Genomic DNA, 13,785 nt, shown 5'->3' on the forward strand with positions numbered 1-13,785 from the left:
CTAGGTAGTTGCTAGCTGGCGTCCACCCGCCACGCCAGCAACAGGTGGTTGACCAGGCGGGTCTTCACGTCTGGGAAAAGGTTGCGCAGATTCGCACTCATGGGGCGGGTCACCACGATGAGCTCGGCGGCGATCTCGGAGGGAGTCAGCGCTGGGTCCACCAGGCCGTGAGCGGCGGCGAGGTCCAGCAGCTCTTGGGCGTGCGCGAAGAACTCGTCGCGGCGCTGCCGCACCGTGGGCTCCAGGGCGTGCGGCGGCTCGTCCGCCGGGGCCGCCACCAGCATGCCGATACCCGAGTCGGCGCACGCCCAAATGAAAGCGCGCCACTGCTCCTCCGGGGCGCTGTCAAACTTGGCCAGCGTGTCCCCCAGCTTCGCGTCGAGCACGTCAATGAACTCGAGGGCGCACGCCTGGCGCAGGTCGGCGCGCGTCGGAAAGTGCCTGTACAGCGTGGCGATGCCCACCCCAGCGTGCTCCGCGATCTCGCCAAGCGTGACCTCCGAGTTCGGGCGGGTGCGGAAGTTCTCCACCGCCGCCCGGATCAGCTGTTCGCGCTTCTGTCTCGCATCGGCTCGCATGGTGCTTCCTTTCCGCTTGACATTAACTGATAGTCAATCCTACGCTTAGCACCATTCTGCAACGAAAATCAACCAAAGTAGGTGTTCAATGGACTGCATCCTACGAGCCGTCGACGTCGTCGTGCGCCCAGGGAACAACCCGGTCAACCTCGAGGTTGGCGAAGGGTTCACGCTGGTCACATCGCCTCGCGAGTCCGGCGCGTCCACACTGAGTATGGCGCTCGCCGGCCGCTACGAACCACACAGCGGCACCATCGAGCTTTTCGACGAGCCCACCACCGCCCGCCAACGCTTCCCCGAGATCGCCCTGGCGGGCATCTCGCTCATCGACTCCGTCGAGCGCTCCGTGCCCACCAAGGAAATCATCCGGGAGCAAATCTCCTGGGAGCTGCCGTTCTTCCGCCTCATCCCGCGTGACCTGCTCGGCCACGAACTTGTCGAACCCTGGCTGGAACCCCTCCAATTCGACCTGGACGAGGACAAACTCAAGCTCGGCATCGGCGACCTCAGCATCGTCGACCGGATGCGGTTGCGTGTACTGCTCGCGCTCATCGCGCGACCAGACGCGCCGCTCATCATCGTCGACGACCCAGACCAGCTGCGTAACTTTGAGCTGCGCAAAGAATTCATCGACAACCTGCGCGACGTCGCAAAACTCAAACCTGTGCTGGTCAACAGCGTGAACAAGGAGGACCTATGATCGCAGGGCTGCACATCGGCAGCAACTTCCGAAAGTTCGGTCACGGCAAACTGCCGCCGCTCGCCATCATCGCCATCACGCTCATCCCGCTGCTCTTCGGCGGACTGTTCGTCTGGTCCTACTACGACCCGCTGGGCAACCTGCACAAGATGCCCGTCGCCCTGGTCAACTCGGACGAGGGTGAGCACGGCCTTACCGTGGTGGAAGAACTCATGGACGAGCAACCCATGGACTTCCGCCTGGTCAGCGCGGAGGAAGCCCAAAAGGGCGTCGCCGACGGCACCTATTACCTTGGCGTGGAGATCCCCAGCGACTTCTCCGAAGCCGCCGAATCCGTCAACTCCGACAACCCCCACCAGGCGAAACTCAACATCTCCCTTAATGAGACCAACGGGTTCATCCCCACCATGCTGGGCAACCAGGTCACCATGATCATGAGCTCCGTCATCTCGGAGAGCGTGAGTAAAGAGGTGGTCAACCAGCTCTTCGTCGGCTTCAACACCATCCACGACGGCATGGTGCAGGCCGCCGACGGCGCGGGCAAACTCGATGACGGCGCGCACAAAGCCAAGGACGGCAGCGGCAAACTGAAGGACGGCGCCGGCAAGCTCAACGGCGGCGTCGGGGAGCTCGACAACGGCATCAAGAAGCTCGCCGACGGCGCGCAGCAACTCGACTCCGGCATCGGCGAACTCCAGCAGGGCGCCAACACGCTCAACGAGAAGCTCGGCGAAGCCTCCCAAGGCGCCAACAAGCTTGCCAACGGCCTCACCGCCCTCCAAGACGGCACCAACCAGCTCGGCGCCGGAGCAGCCGCCATCGCCGGCGGTGTAGGCAAGCTGACCTCCATCACGGACCAGCTCAACGTGGCCCAGAACACCTTCAACAGCATCAACGCCACCCTGGACCAGGCCATCCGTCAGCTCGACGCCACCCCAGTTCCCGGCGCCTCCGACCTGGCCAATCAGGCCCGCGGCCTGAAAGCTCAGCTCAATGCCGACCAGTTCGTCGCCATGAACCCGCAGATGATCAACGACCTGACCAGGCTGCGCAACGGCGCCCACGAACTGTCCACCCAGCTCAACGACCCCACCGCCAAGTACCGCTCCGGCATGGACCAAGCCGCCGCCGGTGCGCAGACGCTGGCGCAGGGCCTGCGGATGCTGCAGGACGGCTCCGGCACGCTCGTGGTGGGCGTCGGCAAGCTGAAGGACGGCTCCTCCCGCCTCGTCGTGGGAGCGAACTCCGCAGCCGAAGGCACCTCCAAACTCGCGGGTGGCTCCAACCAGCTCGTCGTCGGCCTCAACGACCTGAACGACGGCCTGGTCACCCTCAGCGACGGCACCGGCGAACTCAGCCTCAAACTCAACGAAGGCGCCGACAAAGCCCCAACCTGGGAAGGCGACCGCCTCGAGAAAGCCACCGAGGCCGCCGGTAACCCCGTCGTACACAACAACACCGGCGACGAACTCACCTTCTTCGGCAAGGGCCTCTCCCCCTTCTTCCTGTCCCTCTCCCTGTGGATCGGCGGCCTGGTGCTCTACATGATCCTCGCGCCGTTCTCACGCCGCGTCATCGACTCCGGCACCAACCCCTTCCGCATGGTCGCCCACACCCTGCTGCCGTCCCTGATCGTCGGCTTCGTGCAGGCCGTGCTGCTGTGGCTCGTGCAGGTCGTCGCGATCGGCGTCGAGCCGAAGCACCCACTCGGCCTGTTCGGCGTGCTGTGGTTCGGCTCCTGGGTGTTCATGTCCCTCATCCTGGCCATCAACATGGTCTTCGGCCCCGCCACCGGCAGACTGGTCACCATGGCGCTCATGTCCCTCCAGCTGGTGGCCTCCAACGGCCTCTACCCGCCCGAAGTGCAGCCAGGGTTCATCCAGTGGGTCCACGCCTGGGACCCGATGCGCTTTACCGTGGATATGATCCGCGTCGCCTTCTTCGGCAACCACGCCGAAGACCCGCGCCTGCTGCGCGCCATCGTGGTCCTCACACTGCTCGCAGTGGCCGCGTGGTTGATCAGCGCGTGGGGCATGTGGAAGCGCCGCATCCTCAACGACAAGGACATCCACCCAGAGCTGTCGCTGTAAGGGTTTGTGGTTGCTGGGGGCCGGTCCCTGGCACCACATTCCTATTTGGGGGTTCGGTGAGCTGGGGAAACGCTGTGGCGCATTTTCGAGATTCGGGAATTTGGTGTCTGGGCAGGGGATGCGCGCACCAAATTCCTGGATTTTGGCAGCCGGGTTTGGAAAAGCCCAGGTCGATGGGGGTCGGGGAGGGAATGTGGTGTCCCATCGGGAGATGCCAGTGCCAAAAGACGCAATTCTTGTTGGGGGAAGGGGTAAAAACCCAGCTCGTGAAGAGAGAGTTGCGTGCTTTGGCACTGAGGTGAGGGGGAGTGCACCAAATTCCTCCTCGTGGAGTTGACGACCTGGGGAAACGTCGCGTCGCCTTTTCGAGATTCGGGAATGTGGTGTCGTGATGCTTGGCCTGCGCACCAAATTCCCCCTTGCGCGTTTGGCAAACTGGGGAAATGCCTGACCGGTCGTTCGAAGTTAGTGGTTTTGGTGCGCTCCCCCTCTGCATGTGATTCCTTCGACTGGTAGACTCGCCACATTGTTGATGCGTCAACACGCATTGCGATCTACCAATAACGAAGGAGCACACTATGTCTACATCTGCGAAGCTTGCATCCGTTGCCCTGCGCGTCCCGACGGGGCTTTTCATTTTGAACTCTGCCCTGGGCAAGTTCGGCCTCAACCGCGAGGCCGCCGAGGGCCTCCAAGGCATGGCTGCCACGGGCATCCCTGCGCTTGGCAAGTTGGATCCGGAGCAGTTCGGCAAGGGTCTCGCTGTCTCTGAGGCAGCGGTGGCCGGCGCGCTGCTCGCCCCCTTTGTGAGCAACCGTCTCGCCGGTGCGGCCCTTGGCTCGTTTGGCGCTGGCATGTTGACGATGTACTTCAACAACGACGCCATGACCGAGGACGACGGCATCCGTCCTTCCCACGATGGCCTTTCCCTGGCGAAGGATTCGTGGCTGGTTTCGATGGGTGCGGCGCTGATGGCGTTGCCGAAGAAGCGGAAGTAGCCGATTCCCTTTACTGCAAGAGAAAACCCGGCCCGCGCACCGTGTGGTGTGCGGGCCGGGTTTTGTTATGCCCTGACCTCAGCCTGAGACGGAGTCAACGTTAGTTGTTCTCCGCTGGCTTGTCCTCGGCAGGCTTTGCTTCCTCGGTGCCCTGATCGTCCTTCTTGGAGGAACCGTCAATCAGGGTCTGGTTGCCGGTTGCCTTGCCCAGCTGGTAGGAGGACGTTGCTTCGTCCACACCACAGCTACGCAGGACAACGTCCATGATGATCAGGCCGGCGGTGATGGCACCGAGGGCGCCACCTGCGAGGCCGATCATCTGTGGGTTCGCTACCTGGAACGCACCCTGCAGGCCGGCTGCGCGCTCTGCGCGGTCGCGGTCGTAGATACCCAGGCCACGCTGGATGTCATCGTTAGCGCGCTTGATGGCTGCGTTGACCTCTGCGCGCAGGCTCTCGAGGCCCGGAATGCGGACCTGGGAGAGGATGCCCAGCGGGATCAACAGCAGCAGTGGCGACGCCATGCCGACCAGACCAGCGATGCACTTCGGGTCCTTGAAGTTCGCGTTCGAGGAACCCTTGGTTTCCTTCGTAACGGTGATATTTACCTCAACATCGACTGGAGCACCCTGAGCAGAGTTCGGGAAGATCGGCACGATGGTGAGGTTGCCATTCTTCTCCGGGGTGATGATCCACTTGCCGTCCTTGAACTCCTTCGTCGCCTTACCGCCGACAATGTCGAAGTCGACCTTGCTCAGGTCAAGCTTCACGCCAGAGTCAGGGTTGAGCTGGATGGTGATGACGCCGGTCTTCTCGTTCTTCTTAATGATGAAGAGCTTGTTCGGGTCGGCAATGTTTGCACCCTCGGAGGTGGACCAGCCCTTTGGCAGGACGGAGATGGTGTATCGAGTCACCAGGTCACCGTTGGCGTTGTACTCCTCAACAACCACAGACTGGTTTGCAGCCTTGTCCGTCGGAGTGAAGACGGAGTTATCAGCGCTGATGTCAGTGAGAAGATCGCGGCCCTTGACGATGGCCAAGGTGTTGTCCTTGTCCTTCTTCTCGATGGTCTGCGTCTCACCAACAAGAGCGCCCTTCTGAACCTCATCGAACTTACGGACCTTCGGCGCCGTGATGTTCAGCGTGTAACGGTTGACAACGTTGCCGTCTGGGTCAACCTCCTGCACGATGCCCGACTTGCCAGCCGAATCCTTCACAGGCTTTGCAACCCACTCAGAGATCTTGTTGCTCTTGCCGTCGACAGAACCGCTGTCCTGAACGTTAGTCGTGAAGTTCTCGGAACCACTAACCCACACCATGGTGTTCGGGTTGATCTGCAGCACGCGGAACTCAGACGATTCTGGGATCTCGAAGGTGCGGTTGCTCTTGTTCTCGCCAGTGCCGACGGTGAACTCGTAGTTCGCGTACACGCCACGGTCGTCAGCGATCTGGAAGGTGAAGACCTTGCCGATTGCTGCCTCGAGCGGCACGAGCTGGAACTCGTTCGTCTCCTCGGAGTACTTGAAGTACTTCTTGAACTCGCTGGTGATGTCCTTACCATCTGCCAGGGTACCCTCGAGGACCTTGAAGACCTTATCGTTCTCGTAGCGGGCCAACTTCGCGGTGCTATCCGTCGTGATCACGCGCTTGATGACCTTGTTCAAGTCACGACCAGGCTTGAAGTTGATGGTGTAGCGCTCGAAGACGTAGCCGTCGTTCGTGCGGTTCTCGACGACAACGGTGCCTTCTGCCTCACGCTTCGGCTCCAGCTTCATGATGGAACCTTCTTCAGGCTTCGACTTCAGCAGCTCCTCGCCCTTGATGAGCTTGAGGTCGGTGCCCTGAATCGTCAGGTCGTTGTCAGTGGTGAACTCGTGGTTCAGCTCCTGGACGTGACCCGGCTCGACATCAACAACCCACTCGGTGATGACAAGGTCAACGTACCGCTTGCCGTCCTTGTTCTTCGGAGCCTTATCAACAATGATCTTCGGCTTCTTCGGGTTATCATTGTTCGGGTCGAGCAGGCTCTCGTCAGCGACGGTGGAACCCTCAGGAATATCCTCTACGTCGAGCCAACGCATGGTCTCCTGGATCTTGACCTGGCCCTTCGTGCCCGGCTTGAAGCGGAAGCGCAAATCGGTAGTGTCACCGTTGTCGTTGGTCTTCGTATTCTTCTCATCCTTGACGACCAAGTCCTCACCCTCAGTGATGGTGAGGTTGTTGTTCGTGGCGTTGCCAGCGTTAATCGTCATGTAGGAACGATCAACCGCCTCACGCTGCAGCACGCGCTTTTCGAAGGTGTCCTGGTTGAGAGCAGGGTTAATCTGAATGTTCCAGATGTTGCGCAGCTCACCCTTGTCGTCGTTCACCTGAACGACGACCTGGCTGCCCTGAAGGTTATTGGCAGCTGCGTCGGTCGGCTTCACGACCCACTTGCCATTCTCTTCAATGATCTTCGCGTAGTCTTCACCGCTGACAATCTTGATGGTGTAGTTGTCGCGGCGCTCGATCTCGACCTTGCCATCGTGGTTGATGAGAACGTCACGGATGTCCGGGCCAGCATTCACGTCCTTCTTGACGATGAACGTGAATTCGTAGGTGCGGCCGTCCTTGTCGGTGAAGGTGACGGTTGCTTCGCCTTCAGCGCCTTCGTTCGGAACGATCTTCCAGTTGTCGCCGTCCTCGACGATCTCCTTGATGACCTTGTTCTCGTCGGAGGTGATCTCGAACTTGGTACCACCACGACGCTCAACGAAGCCCACGGAGGTGTTGAGGATCTCGCGGGTCACCTTGTAGGTGGAGTTGATGTTCTCAATGGTGATAATGTTCTGCTTCTCTTCACCGTTCTTCGACGTGATCTTGACGATCACCTCACCGTGAACATCCTTGTCCTTCGGGGTGATGACGAGCTTGCCAGCACCATCGTCCTTCACGGTCGCGATGTCGCCACCCTCGAGAACCTCTACCTTGTCACCCTTGTCCAGCGTGATGATCTTGGTGCGATCAGAGCCACCCTGGTTGATGTTGTAGAAGTAGTTGTTCACGATCTTGTTGAGGTGCTCGACCTCACCAGTGCGATCGTTGATCTGCAGCTCGTAGATGTACTCGTTGCCGTTCTCATCGGTAACGACGATCTCAACAACACCGGATCCCTTGAAGTCATCCTTCGGCTTGATGATCAGGTTGTTGTCCTTATCGCGATCCACGATCACGAGGTCCTCGCCCTTCGTGATGCGCCAGGAGTAGCCCTGCTTCTTCAGATCGCCCATGTCAAGGATCTTCTTCTCGTCCTTGTGACGGATGTCGATCGTGTTGTGGATCTCGTAGACTTCCTTCTCGATCCGGGTGTAGTACTCCTTGATGATCTCCTGAACGTTGACGTTCGTGGAAGTCGTCGTGACCGTGGACTGCTCGGTCTTCGTCTCGGTGACGTCAGTCGGGGTGACCTCAACCGTCGTTGGGACGGTCGTGTAGTGGGTCTCCGTCGTCGGGGTGACGTGCTCCTTGACCGTGGTCACGACTGGGCGCTCAGTAACGGTCGTCGTGTTGGTGACTGTCGAGCCTGGAACAACCGTCTCAACGATCGACGGCTCCGGCGTGATGGTCTTCGTGACCGTGACGTCCTTGCCGTTTTCACGCTTGGTCGTCGTCACCGTCGACGGCTCGTGAGTAACCGTAGTGGTCTTCGTCTCCGCCGGCTTCGTTACAGTCGTTACCTTCGTGGTCGGCGGGATTTGCTCCCAGCGGGTCTCGGTCGCCTCTGGGACTGTCACGACGGTGGTAACCGTGCTCTTCGGCAGCGTCACTGTCGTGTTCGTGTAGTGAGGCTCCTGCGGCTTTGGCTGCTTCGGCTTCTCCAGACCTGGCTGGTACGGCGTGATCAGACGCTGGGAAGTGTATTCACGCCTCCAGCTGAAATTCAGGTTGTAGTTGTTTGGCATCAAGACAACGATGTATTCGCCTTTGTTGTAGCTCTTGCGAACCTTTTCCATCGCTCCCTCGTTAACGACGAGGTAGTAGTTCGGCCCCGGGTTTGCCCTATCAACACGCTTGTAGCGAATCTCGAAACCGGTCAGCTCGGTGAACATCGCGTCACCCATCAGGTTCGGGCGAACCTCGTTGAGGTATGCAAGGTTGTTGGAAACCAACGCCTGCATGTACATCATCTTGCGCTTAACGCCCTCGATGTCGCCTTTCTCCTGGTCCTCGAGAACGGCCTTCATCAGGTTGATGGCGCCCTTCTCAACATCCGGGTTGATGCGGTTACCAACGCCGTAGCGGCCGGACTGGCCGGTCAGCTTACGGAAGGAGTAACCCTTCGGGTTGTTCCACGGGTTATCGACGCCCCAGTCGATGCACCAGCCCGGGCCGTACTGGGTAGCCAGCAGACCGAGAGCGTTCTGGCCCTTCGGGATCTTCTCTTTCCAGATCTGCTGGCCTTCAAAGACCTTCTGCAGCTCCTCCTGGGAGAGCTGATCGTACTGGCTTGTAACAGCAATGTCTGCGCTTGCGTTCGGCGCAGCAACGTGCACGGTGCTAACGGCCATGACGCCTGTAATCAGGCCGGCCATGATTCGCTTCTTAAGATGTGCGTTTTGCAACGGCTCAATCCTTAAAAATCGTAGGAGATATTCGAAGCAGCCTGAAGACCATCTGAACACGGATCCACAAACTGACAGACATTTATTCAATCACAAAAATCTCCCTGAAAGTAGTCCACTACGCCCCCACCACCACAAAAACACCACCACAACCCACAAAACCACACCCCACAACCCTCAAAAACCCCCTGACCAGCAGCTTCACAAAACCTGTCAAAGTATGCAACAAGAACGTGATCTATCACACTCAAAACACCACTGCCACCAAACAGGGGGGACACGTGTCATCGTGCTCACCTCGATGAACGCCAAAAGGCCCCTTCCGAAAGTGGAAGGGGCCTTCTGCTAGGCGAAATTACTTCTCAGGCTTCGCCGGAGCATTTGCCTCAGTAGTAGGGACCGGGGTTGCGGTCCTGATTACGTCGTTCTTCTTCGAAGAACCGTAAATGAGGGTGTCGTTACCCGTTGCCTTACCAATCTGGTAGGACGAGGTCTTGTCGCCCTGGCCACAGGAGCGGAGCACAGCGTCCGCGATGAGCAGACCCACAGTAATCGTTCCGAGAGCACCGGCTGCGAGGCCGACCATCTCTGGGTTGGCTACGTTGAATGAGGCCTGGAGGCCCGCAGCGCGCTCTGCGCGGTCGGGGTCGTAGATGCCCAGGCCACGCTGGATGCGGTCGTTTGCCTCGCGGACAGCGGCGTTCAGCTTGCCCTGGACGCCTTCAAGGCCCGGAACGCGAACCTGGGACAGGATACCCAGCGGGATCAGGAGCAGCAGCGGCGAAGCGATGCCCACGAGGGATGCGATGCACTTGCCGTCGGAAGAAGTAGCCACATCCTTACTCGTGAGCTCGACATTGATTCGAACTCGCTTCTGCGGCTGACCGTTCACCTGAGGGATGAACGTGATGTGGGTCGTGCCCTTCTCGATGCCGCCCTTACCAGGCTTGATCGTGATGGACCCGTCCGGGTTCGGAACAACCATGTCCGGATCCACCGGCTTGCAGTTCGAACCAGAGCAAATCTCAATGTCGGTCGCGCCACCGCCAGGAACGACAATCTTCCAGGAACCATCTGGGTTCGGGCTGACATCGTGGTTGCCTGGCTTGCCGATGATGTTGCCCTCGGACGTAGCCGGGACGTCGATCTCAATGATGCGAACCGGGTTGCCAGCACCGTCAACTTCCTCGATGAGGACGCGACCAGACTTCTGTGGCAAAGGCTTCACGTTGAAGCTGCCTGGGTGCGTCGGGATCTCCTCGATGAGGTCCTTACCACGAAGGACGCGGAAGGTGTTGCCTTCGCCCGTGGTGATCTTGTCGGTCAGCTTCGGCTGGTAGACACGACGCTCCTCGACGAACTTCAGCACACCACCGCTCTTGGTGATGGTGATGTTGTGCGTCTTCACAACCTTGCCGTTGTTCTTCTCAACGACAACAACCTTCTTGCCCTCGGTGTTCTCGTTGATGCGGAGCTCGAAGCGCTTGTCGGTGTCGTTGACGACGGTGACGTATTCCTTGCCCTCAACAACCTCGTACTTGTTGTTGTTGACAATGGTGACGTCGAAGGTGCCCTGCTCCGTGATCTTGTGCTCAACAACCGAGTTGTTGGAGGAGTCGGAGCCGCCACCGGTTCCCTTGGAGATAACCAAGATGAACTGCTTGTAGACCTTGCCGTCCTTGTCGGTGACGTCGAGGACGACCGTGCCCTCAGCGCCATCCTTCGGCGTGACAGTCCACTCGTCACCGTTCTGGGTCACTTCAACGAGGTTCTCGCCTTCGACGACGGTGAGCTTGTCACCAGGGTTGAGATCAGTGGTGAACTTGTCATTCGAGGTGATCTTGAACTCGGACTTGTTCGGCTTCGTCAGCTCAACATTGTAGGTGTAGCGGGAAACCGGCAGGCCACGGGAGTTCTGGACCTCGAGGACGATCTTTCCGGAAACGCCTTCCTTGATCTTGATCTTGCCGCCGCCAGCTTCGTTGACGTCGCCGTCGATCAGGTCCTTACCAGACACCACGACGAGCTTCTGCTTGTCAGGCTGGGACAGCACAGGCGTAGGCTGCTCCGAGTTGTCTGGAACCGTGACGGCGTCGAACTCGTGAACCTTAGCAGGCTTGACGTGGATCGTGTACTCGATCAGCGCATGGCCACCCTTGGACTGCTCGACGACCTTGATATCACCCTCGAAGTCAGGGTTCGGCATCAGGTAGTACTTGTCAGGATTGTCCTGATCCTGAACCCAACTGAAGTTATCTTCACCCTCTGGGAATACGAACTCGTTAGAGCTCAGGCCCTTCGTCAGGATCGCCGTGTTGCGGTTCGTAATCGTGTAGTCGTCGACTTTCTGTGTCGCAGGCTTCGCCTCTTGTGGCGTCACGATGATCGTGTAGACCGCGACCAGGTTGCCCTCTGCATCCTTGACATGCGCAACGATCAGGCCGTCCTTGCTCGGCTTCAGGGTCCACTCGCCGGTGCCCTCAAGCTGAGCTGGGTCGACGAGATCCTTACCGCGGGCGATCTCGATCTTGTCGCCGTCCTGACCCTTGACCTTCACAGATCCGCCGACGGCAATGATTTCCGTCTCGGAATCAACGAGAACGTTGCGGCCTTCACGTACGTCGAGGGTGAACGTGAAGGTTTCGCCCTTGTCGTTCTTGGCGCGGACAATCACGGTGCCGGTCTGGCCAGGCTTCGCGGTCAGCACCCAGTGGTCACCCTTCTTCTCCAGGGACTCAACAATGTCCTTGCCCTTGAGAATCTCAGGCTCGCCGACGATGTTGTCTACCTCGATCTTGTACGAGGAGATGTTACCGATCACGCGGGACTGGTTGTACTTGTTCGGCTTGGTATCGATGTTGAACTCGTAGTTCTGCTCGTTACCGGTTGGCTTGCCGTCCTTGTCAACCTCGTAGACCTTGACCTTCACCTTGCCAGTGATCACGCCGGCATTGACGTTCACGTTCAGGGTGTTGCCATCCTGGGTGGTGGTGATCAGGTCCTTGCCCTCGGTGACCTCGTACTTCCAGCCCTCTGGGATCGTGATGGACTGGTCAAGGCCAGTAACCCCGACGTTGAAGAAGTGGTTGTCCACGCGAACAGTCTTCTCGGTGGTCTTCTCGGAATCCTTGTTCACCACGTGGATGCGGTACTCGTGGCGGTTGCCGTTACCATCCTTGATGATGATGCGGACGTCGCCCTCACCCTGCTTCTTCGGGGTGATAACGAGGCGGTTGTTTTCCTTGGTGACCTCGACCAGGCCGTTGGAGTCGTCGACAAACTCGATGGTCCAGTTACCCAGGTTCTTCGGCTCAATAACCTTCGACTCGCTCGTGTTGGAGAAGTCGTAGAAGTAGTTGAACTGGGAATAACGACGCTCGATCGTGGTGGTCTCGTGCTTCTCGGAAACACGGGTGACGGTCGTGTCAACGACCTTCGTCTCGGTCTTCGGCGCAGCGGTGACCGTCTTCGTCTCGGTCTTCGGCGCGACATTCTTCGTCTCGGTGACGTAGACAGGCTCAGTAACCGTGACCTTCGGCTGGACCTTGTCGGTCTCGGTGATCGTCGGCTTCGCCGTTGCAGTTTCGGTGACGGTTACCGGGTCACGCTTCTCCACGACGATGACGCGCGGATCTTCCGTGACGGTCTCAGTGGCGGTGGACGTTGGTCCGCCCTGCTCGAACTCGGTGACGGTAACAGCAGGCTTCACTACCTCATGCGTCACGGTCTCCGTTTCCGGAGCGACCTCAACCGTCTTGTAGTGAACTTCCTGCCGCTCGTTGGTCTTCGTCACCGTCGGACGAACGGTCACCGTCTCCCGCTCGACACCGCCATCCTTGTACACAGTGTGCGTGATGGTCGGGCGGCCGGTCTCGGTCACGGTGGAGGTGACACCAGCTTCACCAGGAACCGTCACGGTGGTGGTCACAGTGCCGCCGCCGTTGCCGCCGCCTGGGCGTGGGTAGAAGCCGTCCAGGCCCGGCTGGGTCGGAGGGATCAGACGCTGGAAGGTTGCCTCGCGGCCATCCTGGTAGATGTTGTAATCCTTCGGCAGCAGGATGGTGACGTACTCGCCAGCACGGACGGTGCTGGAGACGCGGCTGAACGCAGCCTCATCCTTGATCAGTGCGAAGTTCGGCTGGAACTCCTGGGTGCCGCCGAAGACAGCGCTGATGCGGAAACCGGTCCACTGGGTGAACTCCTGGTTGGTGACGCGAACGCCGTTCTGGGTCTGGCCGTTCATGATGTAGGAACGCTGGCCGTCCAGAACGCTCTTGTTGTTCGACAGCAGGGCCTGCAGCATGACGTTCTTCTTCTTGACGTCCTCAAAGTTGCGCTCGTACCAGGATTTCAGCATCGACTTCGTCAGCGAGATCGCTGCCGTCTCGATGTCTGCGTTAATACCAAGGTCGCCGTTAAAGCCGTTGAAGCCGTACAGGCCGGACATGCCGTCCAGCTTGCGCAGCTCGTAGCCCTGGGTCTGCAGGTTTGGCTGCGGCTTCTCAAGATCAATGCACCAGCCCGGGCCCATCGGGGTGACCTGCATCCAGGTCTTCAGCATGGCCTGGTAATCATTCTGATTCGTGAGCATCTTGATCTGCTCAGTGTTAAAGCGCAGCGCCTCATCGTACTTGTCGCTCGGCAGTGCGGAGTACGTACCCGTAATGCGATCGTCTGCGCTTGCGTCCGGGGCGACGACAACAGCGCCACCTGCAATCATTGCGCCTGAAATCAGGCCGGCCATGATTCGCTTCTTAAGATGTGCGTTTTGCAACGGCTCAATCCTTAAAAATCGTAGGAGATATTCGAAGCAGCCTGA

The 13,785-nt window shown here is 59.2% G+C and carries 6 protein-coding genes; 3 read left to right on the top strand and 3 right to left on the bottom strand.

Annotated elements, in window-relative coordinates:
• Positions 1–11: 11 nt before the first annotated feature.
• Positions 12–578: a TetR/AcrR family transcriptional regulator gene (locus QP752_RS05740; RefSeq protein ID WP_071573199.1), complete on the bottom strand. Its 567-nt coding sequence runs from the start codon at positions 576–578 to the stop codon at positions 12–14.
• A gap of 88 nt (positions 579–666) precedes the next feature.
• On the opposite strand from QP752_RS05740, the gene QP752_RS05745 reads away from it, so the two are divergent.
• From QP752_RS05745 to QP752_RS05755, 3 genes are all read left to right on the top strand, one after another.
• Positions 667–1,278 (top strand): ATP-binding cassette domain-containing protein, encoded by a 612-nt coding sequence (locus QP752_RS05745; RefSeq protein ID WP_070363363.1) that lies wholly within the window; start codon positions 667–669, stop codon positions 1,276–1,278.
• Positions 1,275–3,368, top strand: coding sequence for a YhgE/Pip domain-containing protein (locus tag QP752_RS05750; protein ID WP_284804824.1), 2,094 nt, complete (start codon positions 1,275–1,277; stop codon positions 3,366–3,368). The genes QP752_RS05745 and QP752_RS05750 overlap by 4 nt, the downstream gene beginning before the upstream one ends.
• 578 nt (positions 3,369–3,946) lie before the next feature.
• Entirely contained in the window at positions 3,947–4,366 is a 420-nt protein-coding gene (locus QP752_RS05755) for a hypothetical protein (protein ID WP_070363365.1), read from the top strand.
• Positions 4,367–4,466: 100 nt separating this feature from the next.
• On the opposite strand, the gene QP752_RS05760 is transcribed toward QP752_RS05755, so the two are convergent.
• Positions 4,467–8,936 carry a hypothetical protein gene (locus QP752_RS05760; protein ID WP_284804826.1) on the bottom strand — a complete coding sequence of 1,490 codons (4,470 nt, stop codon included), beginning with the start codon at positions 8,934–8,936 and terminating at the stop codon, positions 4,467–4,469.
• 385 nt (positions 8,937–9,321) lie between these two features.
• Positions 9,322–13,710, bottom strand: coding sequence for a hypothetical protein (locus QP752_RS05765; protein ID WP_284804828.1), 4,389 nt, complete (start codon positions 13,708–13,710; stop codon positions 9,322–9,324).
• Positions 13,711–13,785: the final 75 nt, after the last annotated feature.

This window comes from Corynebacterium sp. UMB10321, from assembly GCF_030228725.1.
GTDB classification, from domain to species: domain Bacteria; phylum Actinomycetota; class Actinomycetes; order Mycobacteriales; family Mycobacteriaceae; genus Corynebacterium; species Corynebacterium pseudogenitalium.